The sequence below is a fragment of the Streptomyces endocoffeicus genome (genome assembly GCF_016741935.1).
GTDB lineage: Bacteria > Actinomycetota > Actinomycetes > Streptomycetales > Streptomycetaceae > Streptomyces > Streptomyces endocoffeicus.
Genome location: NZ_JAERRG010000032.1, coordinates 1 through 18007, shown reverse-complemented (window position 1 = coordinate 18007; position 18007 = coordinate 1). Strand labels below are relative to the sequence as shown.

Below are 18007 nucleotides of genomic sequence, written 5' to 3'. Positions count from 1 at the left end.
CACGTATCCGAGCCAAGGGAGACGCTGAGACATGGCACTACAGGTTGGTATCGACGTCGGTGGCACATTCACCGACGCGGTCGCGGTCCTCGACGGCCGCGCGGTCCGCGGGAAGGCGTTCTCGACGAAGGATGTCACCACCGGCATCCTGGGCGCGCTGGCCGTGCTCCAGGAGCGCGCCGGCATGTCCGAGGAGGAGTTCTACCCGGCCGTCGACCGGTTCGTGCTCGGCAACACGATCGTCACCAACGCGGTCGACGAGCAGAAGTACGCCACGGTGGCGCTCCTCACGACGCAGGGGTTCCGCGACACGATGCGGATCGCCCGGTCGGCGCGGACCGACGAGCGCGACCCGCACAAGATGCTGCCACCGCCCGGCATCGTCGAGCGCGGCCGCGTCATCGAGGTCGCCGAACGCGTCGATGCCCACGGCGAGGTCCTTGTGCCGCTGCGGCAGGAGGCCATCGCCGCCGCGGTGGACTCCGCGCTCGCCACGGGCGTGGAGGCCATCGCCGTATGCCTGCTGTGGTCGTTCCGCAACCCCGCCCATGAGCAGGCCATCGGCCGGTATCTGCGGGAGAACCACCCGGACGTCCCGTTCACCCTCTCCAGCGGCCTGACACCGGTCTACCGTGAGTACGAGCGCATGGTCACCACGGCGCTCGACGCCGCGGTCAAACCGCTCGTCGCCTCCCACTTCGACCACCTCGCCGAGGAGCTGCGCGCCCGCGGCCTGCGTACTCGTGTGCAGATCATGCAGGTCCACGGCGGGTTCCTGTCGGTCGAGGAAACCAGCAAGGCGCCGATCTCCATGTTCAACTCCGGGCCGGTCGGCGGCGTCACCGGCGCCCGCCTGCTCGGGCAGCAGTTGGGCAGGCGCCGGGTGCTGACCGCCGACATGGGTGGCACCAGCCTGGATGCCGCCGCGATCATGGATGGTGAGTTCCGGCTGCTCCCGCGGGCCGAGATCGGCGGTCTGCCGACGAGTTTGACCGTCGTCGACATCGAGACGATCGGCGCCGGCGGCGGCAGCGCCGCCTGGGTGGACGGCCGCGGTCTGCTCCGCGTCGGTCCGCACAGCACGGGCTCCACTCCCGGCCCCGCCTGCTACGGCAAGGGCGGAACCCGCCCGGCCGTCACCGACGCCGCGCTGGTGCTCGGCCTGATCAACCCCGGCTACTACCTCGGCGGGACCGTCGAGCTGTACGAGGACCTGGCCCGTGAGGCGCTGCGCGCACATGTCGCGGAGCCCCTCGGAGTGGCCGAGGACGCCGCGGCCGAGGGCGTGTACCGCCTCGCCACCTCCCAGATGGCGAACGCGCTGCGTAAGATCACCGTCAACCGCGGCCACGACCCGCGGGAGTTCACCCTCGTCGGGTTCGGCGGCGCCTGCGGCCTGTTCGCCGCGAGCATCGCCGCCGAGATCGGCGTGAGCGAACTCGTCATCCCCCGAAACGCCGCGGTGTTCTCGGCCTACGGGCTCATGCACGCCGATTCCGTCTTCTCCGCCGTGCGGACCAGCCCCTGGACGATGCGGCAGCCGGCCGCCGACCTGGACCGCGAGTTCCAGGCCCTGGAGCGGCGCGCGCGGGCGTGGTTCGACGGCGAGGGCATCCCCGAGGACCGGCGGGAGCTCCACCGCGAGGCCGATATGAAGTTCGTCGGCCAGATCTTCGAGGTCACCACACGGCTGAAGGGCGGGACCTTCACCGAGGCGGACAAGGACGAACTGCGCGCGCGGTTCATCGCCGACTACGAGACCGAGTTCGGGGCCGGGACGGCCTGGACCGAGACCGACATCCTCCTGGTCAACTCCCGGGTGCGCGCGGTCGGCCGCAGTGACGTCCAGCAGGTCCGGCAGATCGTGGAGACCGACGGGGAGTGCCATACCCTGCTGCGCCGCACCATCCTCGAACCGGTGACCGGGGCTCGGACCGAGGTGGATGTGCACCGCGGCTTCGCCGCGCTGGCGCGGGCGAAGGGGCCGTGCCTGCTGGAGGAGCCCGACACCACCGTCTATGTGCCCACCGGAGCCACGGTGGAGCTGACCGACGCCGGCCACTTCCTCATCCGGCTCCAGCCGTCCGTCTGAACGCCACGGCCCGATCCAGGAGACCCACATGACCGAATCCGCCACCGGCCGCCTTCCCGCCGGGTTCGACCCCGTCACGCTCGAGGTCATCCGTATGCGTCTGGACTCCATCGTCGAGGAGATGGGCATCGCGATGATCCGCTCGTCCGGCTCGCCGGTGATCACCGAGGCCGGCGACTTCAACACCGCGCTGTTCGACCCGACCGGCCGCATCTACGCCTACTCCGACTACGTCCAGTTCCACATCGGCTCCGGCAGCGTCGCCGTCCAGAATCTGGTCCGGGAGATCGCCGGTGAGCCACTCGCCCCCGGCGACGCCTTCATCTGCAACGATCCGCACACCGCCGGTGCGAGCCACCCGCCGGACACCAATGTGATCTCGCCGATCTTCCACGGTGACGAGCTGATCGGGTGGGCGCAGTCGCAGGCCCACCTCGTCGACGTCGGCGGTATGACACCGGGCGGCTTCGCCCCCGGGGCCTATGACTGCTACAGCGAGGCGCTCCGGCTCCCGCCGGGAGTGAAGATCTTCGACAAGGGCGAGCCCGTCGAATGGGTGCGACGCATCCTGCTCAACAACGTCCGGGTGCCCGCGCTGTTCTGGAACGATGTGCGCTCCCTGGTGGCCAGCAACAACACCGGGATCCAGCGGCTGCTCGCCACGATCGGGGAATTCGGGCTCGACGACTTCCGCGAGTACACGCGGCTCAGCTTCGAGCTGGCGGAGCAGGTGGTCCGGGACCGTGTCGCGAAGATCCCCGACGGAACGTACACGGCCGAGGAGTGGACCGAGCACAACGGCCATGCCGACGAGCTGTACCGCGTCGCCTGCGCCATGACCAAGCGGGGCGAGCAGATCACGTTCGACTTCACCGGATCCAGCGAGCAAACCGACGGCTTCGTCAACTGTAGCTACGGAGCCCTCGTCGGAAGCGTCGCCACGGCGGTGGTGCCCATCCTCGCCTGGGACGTGCCGTTCAACGAGGGCGTCATGACCGCCTTCGAGGTCATCGCCGAGCCGGGCTCCATCGTCAACCCCACTCCCCCGGCCCCGATCAGCAACGGACACCTGACGACCGGCGCCCGCGTCAGCCGGCTGGTCACCAAGCTGATGAACGACGCCTGCCGGGGCAGCGCGGACGAGACCGTCCGTGGCCGCACCCAGGGTGTGTGGGCCGACTCGTGGACCGGCGGCATCTCGGCCGGCACCTCGGACGACGGCGAGTACTTCGTGCTGTTCAACATGGATGGCGGTGGAATGGGGGCGGGAGCCCAGCCGGACACCGACGGTCTGGACTGCGCCGGGATGATGACGCAGGTCAACAACATGCTCCCGGACGTCGAGATGAACGAGATGCTCTATCCCGTCCTCTACTTGTGGAAGCGGCTCAACATCGCCAGCGCCGGGCACGGGGCCCACCGCGGCGGTCTGGGACTGGAGTTCGCCTGGGCCCTGCACGGTGCGCCCTCCGCCACGCAGACCGTGTTCGCCCCCAGCGCCCAGGTGGTCGCCGACGGATACGGTGGCGGGCTTCCCGGCGGGGGCAGCGGGCACGAGATCCTGCGCCGGTCCAATGTCGCCGGCCTGCTCGCCGCGGGCACGGTGCCCACCGACGACAGCCTCGACTGCGACACGCGGGACCTACTGGCCATCAACCAGTCCTCGGTGCGGGTCTCGGCCGGCGATGTCTTCGTCCAGTGGATCGCCGGTGGCGGCGGGTACGGAGACCCGCTCCTGCGTGACCCGCGGCGCGTCGCCGAGGACGTCCGGGACGCGTACATCACCGACCACACGGCATCCGCCGTCTACGGGGTGGTGCTCGCCGACGGTGCCGTGGACGCCGCCGCGACCGCGCGCACACGCGAGGCGATGCGTGCCGCCCGGATCGGCGGGGAGCCGACCGCGCCAGTCGCCGCCGACGCCGCCGCCGGGGCATCCGCGCCCCGCCGTGCCGCGGACGGCTGGTACTGCCCGGCCAGCGGCGCCCTGATCAGCACCAAGGACGACTGGCGGCAGGACGCCATCGTCACCACGCGGGTGGCCGCCGACCGGCTGGGCGAGTACGGCGTCCGGGTACGCCCCCGGGGCGACGGGCAGCGGGTGCTCCTCGATGAGTTCTACAGCCCGCGCTGCGGCACCCTGCTCGACGCACGCATCCGGGTCGAAGCCGCCACCACCCGCTGATTCCACAGCGGTATTCGAAGAAGGAGGTGTGGTCGCGTGACGGAGTTCAACACCGGGTTCGACCTCGCTGCCGTCCTGCCGGGCGGTCCCGCACACGGGGCGCTGCGCGGGGTCGTGGTCCTCGACATCACTCGGGTGGTCGCCGGGCCGTTCTGCTCGATGATGCTCGCGGATCTCGGAGCGACGGTCATCAAGATCGAGAATCCGAAGGACCCGGACTATGCGCGCGAGTTTCCCCCCCTGCTGACATCGCCCGAGGGCGAGGCGTTCAGCGCGTTCTTCGCCCAGTACAACCGGAACAAGCTCGGCATGACCCTGGACCTGTCCCGGCCCGAGGGCAAGGACCTGCTGCGCACGCTCGTCAGCCGCGCGGACGTCCTGGTCGAGAACTTCCGTGGCGGGACCATGGACAAGCTGGGGGTCGGCTACCGCGAGCTGCGGAAGGTCAATCCGCGGCTGATCTACACCGCGATCTCCGGCTACGGCCAGACCGGCCCGTACCGGCGCAAGCCCGCGTACGACAACAGCGCGCAGGCCACGGGCGGTCTGTGGTCGATGAACGGCTTCCCCGACCGCCCTCCGGTCCGGGTCGGCACCATCATCGGCGACCTGTCTGCCACGCTCTACGCCGTGATCGGCACGCTCGCCGCGCTGCGGCACGCCGAGCGCACCGGTGAAGGACAGTTGGTGGACATCTCCCAGCAGGACTCGGTGCTCAGCCTGACCGAGAACGCGGTCGTGTCGCACACCGTCGAGGGCAAGGTGCCGGCTCCGCTCGGCAATGAGCATCCGTTCGTCAAACCCTATGAGCTCTATCCGTGCAGGGACGGCTTCGTCTTCTTCGGTGGCTACACCGACAAGTTCTGGCGGTTGACGTGCGAGATGTTCGGCGAACCCGAACTGGCGGCCGACCCGGAGATCGACACGATGGCCAAGCGGTTCACCCCGGAGGTCTACGAGCGCCGGGTGCGGCCGCTGCTGCACAGGTGGTTCGCCGATCGCGCCAAGCTCGAACTGGAGGAACTCGCCGGCGACCTCGTGCCGCTGAGCGCCGTCAAGGACATCGGGGAGGTCATCGCGGATCCCCAGATCCAGGCCCGGGACATGGTCGTCGACGTCGAGTACCCGGACTTCGGTCCACTGCGCATGGTCGGCACACCGGTCAAACTCGACGTGACCCCGGCCCGGCCCCGGGGACTGGCTCCCCGGGTCGGCGAACACACCGACCAGATGCTGCGCGCCTTCGCGGACCTCTCCGAGGAACACATCCGCGCCCTGCGCGAGTCGGGGGTGGTCTGAGATGAGCGGCATCACCCTCGACCGTGACGGACCGGTAGCGCTGATCCGGTTCGACCGGCCGGAGAAACTGAACTCACTGACCCTGGCGATGTACGAGGAGCTGGGAGCGGCCTTCGAAGAGGTCCGCGACGACGAGTCGATCGGCGTCGCGGTCCTCACGGGCGCGGGGCACCGTGCCTTCTGCGTCGGCGCCGATCTCACCGAATCGATCCCCGCGCTCGCCGAGGGGCGGTTCGACATCTCCCGATGGGACGGTGCCCACCAGAAACACACCACCTTGTTCAAGCCGGTCATCGCGGCGGTCAACGGGCTCTGCCTCGGTGGCGGATTCGAGATCATGCTCTCCACGGACCTGCGGATCGCCGCCGAAACGGCCGAGTTCGGGCTCCCCGAGAGCGGTGTCGGAGTCGTCCCGGCCGGCGGCACCCTGACGCGGCTGACCCGGCAGATCCCCTACGTCTGGGCCATGGAGCTGATGCTGCTCGGAGACCGGATCACCGCGGCCACCGCCCTGCGGTACGGCCTGCTCAACGCCGTGGTGCCGGCCGACCAGTTGCTCGAGGCGGCGATGGACCGGGCGCACCGGCTCACCGCCCGCAGCGGCACCGCCCTGGAGACGATCAAGGAGTCGGTGCTGCGCCTCGGGGACCTCCCGCAGGACCAGGCATTCCACTGTGAGGCGCGGTACGGGCAGCGGGCGTTCACCTCCCCGGACGCCCATGAGGGACTGGCCGCGTTCGCCGAACGCCGTCCGCCCGACTTTCCCTCCCGCCGGAGTGTCGGCAAGCCCCCCGTATGACGGATCCACACAGGAACATCGCCCTCCGGTCCGCCGTTGCCAGACGCCCGGCGCCGCGCCGTTCCGCGTGACCGCACCCTTCGCCCTTCCCACTGCCTGACGAGGACGCCATGACATCCGAGACCACCTCGTCCACCGAAGCACTGCCCCGCGTCGCCCCCCGGCAGGGCATGCCCGAACAGGTCCGCGTCTACGAGGTCGGCCCCCGCGACGGCCTCCAGGCCGAAACCGTACGCGTCCCCACCCCCGTCAAGGCCGAGTTCGTCCGGCGGCTCGTCGAGGCGGGTCTGACCACCATCGAGGTCACCAGCTTCGTCTCCCCCCGGTGGATACCCCAACTCGACGACGCACACGAGGTGCTCACCGCCGTGGGCCCCCTCGATGGCATCCGCCTCCCGGTGCTCGTTCCCAACGACCGGGGTCTGGAGAGGGCACTGGCCGCCGGTGCCCGGGAGATCGCCGTCTTCGCCAGCGCGACGGAGTCCTTCGCGGAGAACAACCTGGCCCGGGACATGAAGGGGGTACTGGCGATGTTCGAACCCGTCGTGTCCCGGGCCCGCTCCGCGGGTCTGCCGGTGCGCGGCTATGTGTCGATGTGCTTCGGCGACCCCTGGGAGGGCGATGTGGAGCCCCGTGAGGTCGCCTCGGTCGCCCGCAGGCTCCTCGACATGGGCTGCACGTCCCTGTCGCTGGGAGACACGATCGGTACCGGCACCCCCGGCCACGTCCTGGAACTCCTCGACACCGTACGGGGGGCGGACATCCCCCTGGACCGGACCGCCCTTCACTTCCACGACACCTACGGCCAGGCCCTCGCCAATGTGCATGCCGCGCTGACGGCGGGTGTCACCGAGTTCGACAGCTCGGCCGGCGGCATCGGAGGCTGCCCCTACGCCCGCAGCGCCACCGGCAACCTCGCCACCGAGGACCTGGTGTGGATGTTGCGCGGACTCGGCATCCACACCGGGGTCGACCTGAACGCGCTGGCGGCCACCAGCCGATGGATGGCCCATCACCTCGGCCGCCCGAGCCCCTCCCGCGTCGTCACCGCACTCGCCTGACACCCCCACTCCCGCCGGCCTGCTCAAGACATGATCGCCTCGGCGGCATCCTCCGTGAATTCTTCCAGCGAGACACCTCTGCGGACTGTCTCGCTGCGGCGCTACAGAGCCGGATACGGCGCTCACACTCTGGGAGTGCCCTATCTGCCGCCAGACACCGAGGGGCTTTACCGCCCCTTGGCGCAGGTCGCCCACGGCGACCAGGTTGCCCGCACACGGCCCTGAGGGGTGTCAATATTCCGATCAGGCTGCTGAGCTGGGCTTTTCCTGTGGATGGTGAGGCAGTCGGAGTGGCGTGGTGTGGTATTCGTTGAGCAGTCCGCCAAGTACCTGTCGGCGCCTGTCCGCAGCAGCGGGCAGGGGAATGACGTTCAGGTCGTCGTCAGGTGCTCGCAGGCCGGGGCTGCAGTGGGCTCGTCCGGCGTTGTAGTGCTCGGCGTATGCAGTAAGGACCGTCCGCAGGTGTCGTTCACCGGTGATGAGGAGCCGGTCGGTGCATTCGGCGCGGGCTGTGCGTATCCATCGTTCGGCGAACGCGTTGGACCGGGGGCTTTGCGGCGGCGTCGGGATGACGGCTGTGCCATTGCCGGCGAAGACAGTGTCGAACGCGCCGGTGAACTTGCTGTCCCGGTCCCGGATGAGGAACCGGAAGCACCCAGCCCTCTCCTCGAGGTCCATGAGCAGACTGCGGGCGAGTTGGGCGACCCATGCACCGGTCGGGTGGGCGGTAACGCCCAGGACATGGACGCGCCGGGTGGCACGAAAACCGCGGCCGCCCGATCTGCCGGCGAAGCACAGCGACCTCATGCCGAAGGGCAAGTATCTTGGCGTTGTTCGCGGTGGCCGACCGGCCCAACAACAGGCCGCGCCACCGTCCGTCTCGCACTGATGAAGAACGGCGCTCGGCCCGCCCCGCCGGGGCCCATCCGGGCTGTCCCAGAAGGAAATGAGCAGGGTCTCGGAAGCAACTACAGCCGGACATTTCGACTCGGCCCTACCAGAACACCGCCAGACCCGGCTGCTCTCAGCCAGGACTCTCACGGTCGGTTTCCCCGAGCGTCGCGTCACACACGGTGTTCAAGGTCAGCGGGATGAGGTGATGTCCACGTGGGAGCATCCCTGACGTGCCGCGAGTGGCCAGGGAGTGAAGCTGTCGGCGGGCAGTTCCACGAGGTGCGGTGCTGGTGTGTAATGACGCCGGTGGCCGGGGTGTCCAGCAGCCGGGCCAGTATGTAGGCGGCGGACAGGCTGGTGACGTCGCGGATGGTGCCCAGCGGTAGCAGCGAGCGGGTTTCGGCGATCGCTTCGTGTTCGCCGGCGCGCAGCACGACGCGGGTGCCGGGTGAGACTCCCTGTGCGGCGATGGCCACGGCGATGTTGTCGAGATCGTCAGAGCCGACAGCAGCCAGAGCACGGGCCTGGTGGAGGTGCAGCTTTTCGAGGATGGCGCGGTCACCGCCGTGGCCGGCGAGCACAGGGATACCCAGAGACCGCGCAAGGCGGACGTTGGGGGCGTTGGGATCTCGCTCCACGCCTACGACAGGTACGCCCAGTTGGCGGAGTTCACCGCACAGTCGCAGTCCGACCTGGCCGATACCGTGCGCCGCTCGAAAAGTCATCGCCGCAGGTGAGCGGAGTGCAGTCAGTTCGCTGGGATGATGCCTTCCGTGATCGTGTCCTTGCTGTACAAGGTGACCCGGAAGCTGCTCACTGTTCCGTCGGTACTCCTCCTTCGCGGGACGGCGAAGGACGCGGAACTGCTGGTGCTGCGGCACGAGAATGCTGTCCTGCGCCGCCAGTTGGCCGGGCCGGTCCGCTACGAGCCTGCCGACCGGTTCTGGTTCACCGCCCTGTCCGGGCTGATACCCCGGCGCCACTGGCGCGAGTTCTTCCCTGTCACCCCCGGCACCCTGCTTGCCTGGCACCGCAGGTTGATCGCCGAGAAGTGGGACTACACCGTGCGCCGGCACACCGGCCGCCCGCCCACCCCGGCAGCGGTCAAGAAGCTCGTCCTGCGGTTGGCCAGGGAGAATCCGCGATGGGGACACCGGCGGATCCAAGGGGAGCTGACCCAGCTCGGGCATCGGATCGCAGCCTCGACGGTCCGGGAGATCCTCAACGTGGCCGGCATCGACCCCACGCCACGTCGCTCAGGCCCCACCTGGCGCGAGTTCCTGACCACGCAAGCCGAGGGCATCATCGCGGCAGACTTCTTCCACATCGACACCGCCCTCGGCAGGCGGTTGTATGCACTGGTGTTCCTCGAGCACGCCACCCGGCGACTGCACATCACCGGGGTCACCGCCCACCCGACCCGGGACTGGGCGGTGCAGCAGGCGCGGAATCTTACCGCCGACCTGGGCATACGCGGACAGACCCTGCGCTTCCTGCTGCGCGACCGCGATGGCAAGTACGGCGAGGCGTTCGATGCCGTCTTTCGGGCCGAGGAGATGAAGATCACCAACAGTGCGCCACAGGCTCCCCGTATGAACGCGCACTGCGAACGCATCATCGGCAGCATCCGACGCGAAGCCCTCGACCACGTTCTCATCATGAACGAGGCCCACGCCCGCCACGTCCTCGCGGCCTACGAGCAGCACTACAACGAGCACCGACCCCACCGAGCGCGCATTCAGTTACCACCCGACGCCCCTGAACAACCTGCCGTGGCGCATGACCTCAACACTCACAAAGTCCTGCGTACCCGGATCCTCGGCGGTCTCCTCAATGAGTACCGGTATGCCGCCTGATCAGCCGCGATGACTTTTCGAGCGGTACAGCACGCGTGCGACACGCCCCTTGGCGCAGGTCGCCCGAGGCGACCAGGGTGCCCGCACACGGCCTGCCCGCGGAAACCACCCAGGAGAGATCACCGACAGCCTCCACTCCCCTGTCGCATGGGGAGCGCGACGCCGTGCTCCCACCTCGAAAGGGGGTCGGGAGCCGACAAGGGTCCTTATGCCTCTCGATGCACAGAGCACCAGAATCGATGGGGTGACCTCGCGAGCCCGCGGTTGACGACGGCGCATAGGGGCGCGGTACGGCGCCGCAGGTCTACCGGATCGGGTGACGGACGAATCGGGCACCGTTGACACGTCTGCGAGTTGGGAGCACGAGGGCTCCCAGAGGGCTCCCCATTGCTCCCATCCGGGAAACGGTTAAGGCCGCTTCCGCTACCCGCGGAAACGGCCTTCGACCTGCGAAAACGCTGGTCGGGACGACAGGATTTGAACCTGCGACCCCTTGACCCCCAGCCGCGCGGCAACTCTCCGCAACCATCCGTACCACTCTGTAGCAGTCCGTTCAGGGCCATACGCCGCCGCACGAAGCCCGAGAAGTACGCACCCCTCACACTACGCGCCAGCCGGCGTCGCCCGGGGCGCAGTCGGGCGACGCGTCTCTCCTTCAAATGACGCGGACCACGGTCCGGCGACTTCGACCGCGTGGGCCCGAGCCCCCTCCCCCGCCCATGGGAGCCGACGCGGGGCATCCCAGCCGAGGCGCCTTGACGTCGACCGCGCGACACCTGCGCCAGCACCACCGATAAGGGATTTGTTATCCTTGGTAAGGTGCCCAGGCATTCAGGGAGGACATGATGGCCAAGATCACCATTGAGATCGACGAGGAGCGCCTCGCCGAGGCCAAGCAACTCCTGCACACCGAGGATGACACCGAGGTCGTGGCCAAGGCGGTGGATATTGCGGTTGGTGCGATCTACCAGCGTCGCGCGGCCCGGCAGCGGCTGAGCGAGCTCGCGGGTGAGGGCGGCGCCTTCGGCGAGGCCCGCCCGGCGTGAGCGAGTCTTATCTGATCGACACCAGCGCCTGCAACCGCCTGTTCCGCAGCCCCGCCGTGGAACGACACTGGGCGGGCATCCTGGACGAGGGCCGAGTGGCCGTGTGCGAGATCACCGAACTCGAACTGGTCCGCGCCACCGGCGGCCGCGATGAGCGGGCCGTACTGGAGCGCTACCTCCACGACGCCTTCGGCTGGACCCCCGTACCCGACCGTGCACTCACCCGGGCCCGGCAGGTGCAAGATCTCCTCGTCGCCACAAGCTGGCACCAGGGACCAGGAGCAGTCGACCTGATGACCGCCGCCACCGCAGAACTATGCGGACTGACCTTGCTGCACTACGACGCGGACTTCGAAACCATCGCCAAAGTGACCGGACAACCCCACCAGTGGATCGCCCCACGCGGCAGCGTCGACTGACAAGGACAACGGCCACCATGGACTACACCACACACCCGGCCAAGCACACCGACACGGCACCGCCCGACAAAACCACCGCCCACACCTGGGGGGCATTCCTGAAAAGAGCCCGGCGCAGCCGCGGGATGAGCCAGCGCGCGCTGGCTCGGGAACTGGGCGTCAGCCAGGCCCGGATCGCACAGATCGAAAACGGAGCCAGCACCCCGCAGATCGACACCATGGCCGCTTACATCACCGCCCTCGGCGGCGAGCTGACCCTGCGAGCCGACTTCCACGACCACGTCACCCAGACCACATGGCCCGAACAACACCCCGCAGAAAGCTGACACGCACACAGGCAGGCTTCTTCACGGGACGGTGGCACTCTCCACGCTGACGGCCCTCGCACCCTGCCCTTGCCGGAAACCTCGTCCTGTCCCGCTCGGAAACACGATTCTGGACGTGACCTGCAAGCTTTTCCGCCAGAACCCGCACAGCAGCTGGGACGATCCTTTGATGGTGCTGTCGATTGTCACCGCGCTGGCCAGAAACCTGGTCATGGTGCCCGCTGCCGTGCTGCGCAGCCGCGTGGCCAAGGACGCGGAGGTGTTGGCTGCTCCGGCACGAGAACTCAGTGCTGCGTCGTCAGATCGCGCGGGTCCGCTACGAGCCGGCCGATCGGATCTGGCTGGCCGCGCTGTCGCGGTTGGTGCCTCGCGGGCGATGGTGGGAGGTCTTCGCAGTCACGCCGACCACGCTGCTGCGATGGCACCGGGAGCTCCTCACGCGCAAATGGACGTTCACCCAGCACCGCCGGCGCCCCGGTCGCCCCTCCACTGCGCCGACCGTCAAGCAGCTCATCTTGCGCCTGGCCCGCGAGAACAGCAGCTGGGGCCACCGCCGAATACAGGGCGAACTCGCCCGCCTCGGCTACTCGATCGCCCCATCCACGGTCTGGGAGATCCTGCATGCGGCTGGCATCGACCCGGCCCCGCAGCGCTCCGGTCCGACCTGGCGCCAGTTCCTCTCTGCCCAGGCTCGCGGCATCATCGCCGCCGACTTCCTGCACCTCGATACCGTCTCGCTCAAGCATCTGTACGCTCTGGTCTTCATCGAGCACGGCACCCGGCGCGTTCACCTCGCCGGCGTCACCGCCCACCCCACCGCCGAGTGGACCACGCAGCAGGCGAGGAACCTCGCCATGACGTTGGGGTGCCGGATGGACTCACTGCGCTTCCTGCTCCGGGACCGGGACTCGAAGTACACCAGGTCCTTCGACGCCATCTTCGACGCAGACGACATGCAGGTCCCACTCAGCCCACCCCAGGCACCGAGAGCGAACGCGATCTGCGAGAGAGTCGTCGGCACCCTACGCCGCGAGATCCTCGACCTGATCCTCATCTACAACGCGACTCACGCCCACGCAGTACTCACCGCTTACATCAGGCACTACAACCAACACCGCCCCCATCAATCTCGGCAGCAACTACCTCCAGACAGCACCGAACCGCCCGTCCCGGCCACTGTTGCCGACCTCCAAGCCCATCGAATCCAGCGACAACCTGTCCTCGACGGTCTGATAAACGAATACCGTCACGCTGCCTGACCGCACCGCATCGCCGCAGCTCACAGAGCTGAATCGTATTTTCGAGCGGCACAGGACGAGTCAACCACGGTCACGCGATGGCTCTCACCGGTCCACGCCTCCCATCACCGGGTCGATGCCGGCCACGGCGACGATGACGTCCGCGACCTGCCCGCCCTCGCACATCGCGGCCATCGTCTGCAGGTTGGTGAAGCTCGGGTCGCGGAAGTGCACCCGGTAGGGGCGCGTGCCGCCGTCGGAGACTACGTGCACGCCCAGCTCGCCCCTGGGGGACTCGACCGCCGTGTAGGTCTGCCCCGGCGGGACGCGGAAGCCCTCCGTCACCAGCTTGAAGTGGTAGATCAGCGCCTCCATGGACTCGCCCATGATCTTGCGAATGTGGTCCAGCGAGTTGCCGAGCCCGTCCGCGCCGAGCGCCAGCTGGGCCGGCCACGCGATCTTCTTGTCCGCGACCATTACCTCGCCGCCGCCGGCCGTGAGCTGTTCCAGGCACTGCTCGACGATCCGCAGCGACTGCTCCATCTCGTGCAGCCGGATCAGGAACCGCCCGTAGGAGTCGCAGGTGTCGGCGGTCTCGACCTCGAAGTCGTAGCCCTCGTAGCCACAGTACGGCTGCGACTTGCGCAGGTCGTGCGGCAGGCCGGTGGCCCGCAGGATCGGGCCGGTCGCGCCCAGCGCCATGCAGCCCGCCAGGTTCAGATAGCCGACGTCCATCAGCCGGGCCTTGAAGACCGGGTTGTTGGTGGCGAGCTTGTCGTACTCGGGCAGCCGCGAGCGCAGCAGCCTCACGCCCTCACGGATATCGTCCAGCGCGCCGGGCGGCAGGTCCTGCGCCAGCCCGCCGGGCCGCACGTAGCCGTGGTTCATGCGCAGGCCGGTGACCAGCTCGAAGATGTCGAGGATGACCTCGCGGTCACGGAAGCCGTAGACCATCAGCGTGGTGGAGCCGATCTCCATCCCGCCTGCGGCCACGGCGACCAGATGGGAGGAGATCCGGTTGAGCTCCATCATCATCACGCGGATGACGCTCGCCCGCTCCGGGATGTGGTCGGTGATGCCCAGCAGCTTCTCCACCGCCAGGCAGTAGGCCGTCTCGTTGAACAGCGGCATCAGGTAGTCCATGCGGGTCACGAACGTCGTGCCCTGGACCCAGTTGCGGAACTCCATGTTCTTCTCGATGCCGGTGTGCAGGTAGCCGATGCCGCAGCGGGCCTCCTTCACCGTCTCGCCGTCGATCTCCAGGATCAGCCGCAGCACACCGTGCGTGGACGGGTGCTGCGGACCCATGTTGACGATGATCCGCTCGTCGTCCGCCTTCTCCGCCGCGGAGAAGATCTCGTCCCAGTCGCCGCCGGTGATCGTGTAGGTGTGACCCTCGGTGGTGTCGCGGGCGCCTGCCGGTTCATGCTCGGGGCTGCTCATCGGCTGTAGAACCTCCGGTGTGGTCGCCGATCGCGTCCGCGTGTGCGGGCTGCGCGCGACCAGACACATCATCCAGAATTGCGCATCTTCGGGAGGAATGCCCACCCGTCCTGGACCTGGCCCACAACGCCGCCCCCGGCACCCTGTACGCGATCTTCCAGCTCCTCACCGCGCTGCTGCTGCTCTCGGCCGCGTCCTCCTCTTTCCAGGTCGGACCCGGCCTGCTGAAAGCACCGGCCCGCCACCACGGCCATGGCGGCACCGATGCCGGAATCCTGCCCGCCGTGTGGGGACGTACCAACTGCACCACGCCCCGTACTGGGGCGTGCTGCTCTTCCTGGCCGTCTCCGCGGTCGTGATCATCGCGGCCGGCGGTGACGACCAGCGGCTGGTCCTGTTGCGCGAACGCCGCTTCGGACACGCGGCGGTCAACCTCGTGGGCGCGGTCGCCGTCGCCTTCGTGCTGGTGGTCAACCTCTCCCGGGGCGAGCCGATCGCCTCCCTGGTCGCCGCGGTCGCGATCGCCGCGGTCCTGTACCGGATGTGGGTCAAGGCCGGACGCCCGCGCGGCATCCGCGACGTCACGGCCGAGGCCGAAGCCCGCCACTGAGCCCTGAAGGGTGTCTTTATTGCCCTACGGTGGTTGACCTGGGGCTTTACGATCGCCCGAGTATGGGCATGATCAGTGATCGTGGGTCTGCGACTGCTCTACCTGATCTTCTGCCGTCTGCTGGGCTGCTTCCTTTTGCTGGGCCGCTCGACCGCCGCGAACAACGCCGAGATCCTCGCGCTTCGCCATGAGGTCGACGTGCTTCGCCGACAGATCGAGCGCCCGCGGCTCCCATGGGCCGATCGTGCAGTGCTCTCCGCTCTCGCACGGCACCTGCCACCCGCCTTACGCCGCCATCGACTGGTCACCCCGGGCACCCTGCTGAACTGGCACCGCCATCTGGTGCGCTGGAAATGGCGCCAAGCACCGGTCAGACCCGGTCGTCCGCCGTTGCCAGAAGAAACAGTCGCGCTCATCCAGCGCCTCGCGCGAGAGAACCCGACCTGGGGGTACGTCAGAATCCAAGGGGAGCTCCGACGACTCGGTCATAGAGTTGCTGCCGCCACGATCCGGCGCGTTCTACGCCGCTCCGGTCTGCCGCCCGCACCGCAGCGCGCAAGCCAGCAGACCTGGCGTACCTTCCTCCGCACTCAGGCCCACACGCTGCTCGCCTGCGATTTCATGCACGTGGACACCGTCTTCCTCAGACGTCTCTACGTGTTCTTCGTCATGAAGATCGCCACCCGGCGCGTGAACGTCCTGGGCGTCACCGCCCGTCCCACCGGTACATGGGTCACCCAGCTCGCCCGCAACCTGCTCATGGACCTGGAGGAGAGGGCTGGGTGCTTCCGGTTCCTCATCCGCGACCGGGACAGCAAGTTCACCGCCGCGTTCGACGCCGTCTTCGCCGGCAACGGCACAGCCGTCATCCCGACCCCGCCACAAAGCCCCCGGTCAAACGCGTTCGCCGAACGATGGATACGCACAGCCCGCGCCGAATGCACCGACCGACTACTCATCACCGGCGAACGACACCTGCACACCGTCCTCACCACGTACGCCGAGCACTACAACACCGGACGAGCCCACCGCAGCCTGGACCTTCGTGCCCCCGACGCACCAAAGCGTCCTGGCCTGCCCGTCAAACAGTCCTGTAGCCGTCTCGACCGCGTCAGGTGCGGTCGGCCGCTGGGCTCACGGTCGGGCTGGCGGCACGAGCGGAAGCTTCTGGACACGCGGGGGTTCGTCGGACGGTGGGAATCCGCAGATTTCTGGAGTGCAGGCCGACTCGTGGTCTCGGCTCCAGAGGTAGATATCCCGCTCGGTGAGCCGGGCGGTGAGGGCGAGGCGGCGTTGCCGGAGGCGAGGCACGGTTGAGGTCAAGGCGATGAACGTTTCGGGGAGCACGGCGAGGCTGCTATCGACCTGTTCGCCGTCGATCATGCGCACCAGGACACGACACTCCCACCAGTGGCGTCCCGCGTCCGGATCGGGCCAGTAGCAGGAAGCTGGATCCGGGAAGACATAGTGGGTGGCGTCGGGATCGAGGTGCGCGTACAGCCAGAGACTCGCCTTCCCCAGCCCCAGGCGCAACTGCCCCGCCTCCTGGTAGAGAGCGAAGATTCCATCGCGGTCGAGGGCTTCACCAGCTCATCCTGCGCCGCCGGCACCTCCACCCCCACCGGGGCCAGCTTCCCCGACTCACCCGCGGCCGGCTCTTCCCCATCGTCAGCTTCGGATACATCAGCGGCCTTTGCCCGTGCACCAACGGTCTCCTGCGCGCCTGGACCGGGGCTGGAATCCCACATCACCGGCTGAGGCGCCTCGAACACCGCGCCGCCCGCGCCCTTGTCGTTCGCCGCGACCCCGCCGGTGCCGGTCTCCTGGACGTCCAGGCCACCCGCGTCCAGCTTCAGCCGTAACTCCGCCAATTCCTTACTGGCCGCGGCCTCGGCCGACTTCACCACCAACAACTGCGTGAAACCATCCTCCTGGGCTCCCATCCGCAGGTCCACACCCGGCAGGACATCCGGATAGGTGGCCGTGTCCCCCTGTAATCGCGGGGCCGGCAGATCCGTCGGCCAGGACAGAGCCAGCTCACGCCCCGCCTTCGTCATCCGCACCAACGGCACGCTCCCGCCACCGGAAAACGCCAAGTCCACCGTCGTCGCCTTCGGCGCAACCATCCCGTCGCCGGTCTTCACCAGCGCGGTGTCGATGGCCTTCCACTCACCATCCACGCGCGCTCGAACGGGACGCAGATACTCTCTGGCCTCCAGCTTCCCGTCGGGAGTGGCGAACACCTCGCTGCTCTCACCCCGCAGCGAGGCGACCTCCACCGACTTGCCCTCACGCTCAGCAGCCGCCCGCGCCAGCTCCTCACTCACCGCGCTCTTCACACCGCGCGCATCCTTGGCCACCGGCGGGGTGCGCACGTCGGCCCCCTGTGCACCAGCATGCGGGAGCGCTCCCAAGATGACCGAGGCAACCAACGCCACCCCGGACACGCGCGCACACCGCCGAATGCCCAAAGGCATAGCAGACTCCCCCCACAAGGCCTCCCCAGACCCTGCTCAGTTATGAACAACTCGCGATGGAATCGTGAACGCGAGAGTAGACATCGTCTCGCACACCAGTCCAGGTGGCCAGAAAAGGGCATGGCTCAACATTTGGAGCAATAGCCACACCTTCGCCTGGTGACTTGCGCCACATCTGACACCGATAGGGAACCGCTGCCTCAAGCCGACTCGACACGCCAACCACCGACCACACCCCAAAGGGGTCGGCACCGGTCAGCAT

At 68.3% G+C, this 18007-nt stretch carries 16 protein-coding genes; 12 read left to right on the top strand and 4 right to left on the bottom strand.

Going from position 1 to position 18007, the window contains the following annotated elements:
* The first annotated feature begins 31 nt into the window (after positions 1–31).
* The 5 genes from JK364_RS45055 (at position 32) to JK364_RS45035 (ending at position 7436) form a co-directional block, all read left to right on the top strand.
* Positions 32–2092 carry a hydantoinase/oxoprolinase family protein gene (locus JK364_RS45055; RefSeq protein ID WP_201857251.1) on the top strand — a complete coding sequence of 687 codons (2061 nt, stop codon included), beginning with the start codon at positions 32–34 and terminating at the stop codon, positions 2090–2092.
* A 28-nt stretch (positions 2093–2120) separates the two neighbouring features.
* Positions 2121–4277 (top strand): hydantoinase B/oxoprolinase family protein, encoded by a 2157-nt coding sequence (locus tag JK364_RS45050; protein WP_201857250.1) that lies wholly within the window; start codon positions 2121–2123, stop codon positions 4275–4277.
* A gap of 36 nt (positions 4278–4313) precedes the next feature.
* Complete coding sequence (locus tag JK364_RS45045) at positions 4314–5576, top strand: CaiB/BaiF CoA transferase family protein (RefSeq protein ID WP_201857249.1); 1263 nt, start codon at positions 4314–4316, stop codon at positions 5574–5576.
* A gap of 1 nt (position 5577) precedes the next feature.
* Positions 5578–6375 (top strand): enoyl-CoA hydratase/isomerase family protein, encoded by a 798-nt coding sequence (locus tag JK364_RS45040; RefSeq protein ID WP_201857248.1) that lies wholly within the window; start codon positions 5578–5580, stop codon positions 6373–6375.
* 110 nt (positions 6376–6485) lie between these two features.
* Entirely contained in the window at positions 6486–7436 is a 951-nt protein-coding gene (locus tag JK364_RS45035; protein ID WP_201857247.1) for a hydroxymethylglutaryl-CoA lyase, read from the top strand.
* Between the two features lie 243 nt (positions 7437–7679).
* Here JK364_RS45035 and JK364_RS45030 read toward each other — a convergent pair whose 3' ends face one another.
* The gene (locus JK364_RS45030) at positions 7680–8114 is read right to left on the bottom strand and encodes an integrase core domain-containing protein (RefSeq protein WP_201857246.1); all 435 of its coding nucleotides are present in this window, start codon (positions 8112–8114) and stop codon (positions 7680–7682) included.
* Positions 8115–8500: 386 nt separating this feature from the next.
* Positions 8501–9055, bottom strand: a complete 555-nt coding sequence (locus JK364_RS45025) for an NAD(P)-binding protein (protein WP_230993482.1) — start codon at positions 9053–9055, stop codon at positions 8501–8503.
* A gap of 48 nt (positions 9056–9103) precedes the next feature.
* Between JK364_RS45025 and JK364_RS45020 the strand changes: the two genes are divergently transcribed.
* The 5 genes from JK364_RS45020 (at position 9104) to JK364_RS45000 (ending at position 13236) form a co-directional block, all read left to right on the top strand.
* Positions 9104–10186, top strand: coding sequence for an integrase core domain-containing protein (locus JK364_RS45020; protein ID WP_307841590.1), 1083 nt, complete (start codon positions 9104–9106; stop codon positions 10184–10186).
* 845 nt (positions 10187–11031) lie between these two features.
* Positions 11032–11232: a hypothetical protein gene (locus tag JK364_RS45015; RefSeq protein ID WP_230993481.1), complete on the top strand. Its 201-nt coding sequence runs from the start codon at positions 11032–11034 to the stop codon at positions 11230–11232.
* Positions 11229–11651, top strand: a complete 423-nt coding sequence (locus tag JK364_RS45010; RefSeq protein WP_078640465.1) for a PIN domain nuclease — start codon at positions 11229–11231, stop codon at positions 11649–11651. Before JK364_RS45015 ends, JK364_RS45010 begins: the two co-directional genes overlap by 4 nt.
* A gap of 17 nt (positions 11652–11668) precedes the next feature.
* A complete protein-coding gene (locus tag JK364_RS45005) occupies positions 11669–11977 on the top strand; it encodes a helix-turn-helix domain-containing protein (protein ID WP_201857244.1) in 309 nt (102 codons plus the stop codon).
* 287 nt (positions 11978–12264) lie between these two features.
* Positions 12265–13236, top strand: a complete 972-nt coding sequence (locus tag JK364_RS45000) for an integrase core domain-containing protein (RefSeq protein ID WP_307841589.1) — start codon at positions 12265–12267, stop codon at positions 13234–13236.
* A gap of 84 nt (positions 13237–13320) precedes the next feature.
* Here JK364_RS45000 and JK364_RS44995 read toward each other — a convergent pair whose 3' ends face one another.
* Complete coding sequence (locus JK364_RS44995) at positions 13321–14658, bottom strand: NADH-quinone oxidoreductase subunit D (RefSeq protein WP_201857243.1); 1338 nt, start codon at positions 14656–14658, stop codon at positions 13321–13323.
* A 286-nt stretch (positions 14659–14944) separates the two neighbouring features.
* Between JK364_RS44995 and JK364_RS44990 the strand changes: the two genes are divergently transcribed.
* Together JK364_RS44990 and JK364_RS44985 are read left to right on the top strand one after the other, a co-directional pair.
* Positions 14945–15268 (top strand): hypothetical protein, encoded by a 324-nt coding sequence (locus JK364_RS44990; protein WP_201857242.1) that lies wholly within the window; start codon positions 14945–14947, stop codon positions 15266–15268.
* Positions 15269–15349: 81 nt separating this feature from the next.
* Positions 15350–16585, top strand: coding sequence for an integrase core domain-containing protein (locus tag JK364_RS44985; protein ID WP_307841588.1), 1236 nt, complete (start codon positions 15350–15352; stop codon positions 16583–16585).
* A gap of 62 nt (positions 16586–16647) precedes the next feature.
* On the opposite strand, the gene JK364_RS44980 is transcribed toward JK364_RS44985, so the two are convergent.
* Positions 16648–17643, bottom strand: coding sequence for a hypothetical protein (locus tag JK364_RS44980; protein WP_201857241.1), 996 nt, complete (start codon positions 17641–17643; stop codon positions 16648–16650).
* Positions 17644–18007 lie beyond the last annotated feature (364 nt).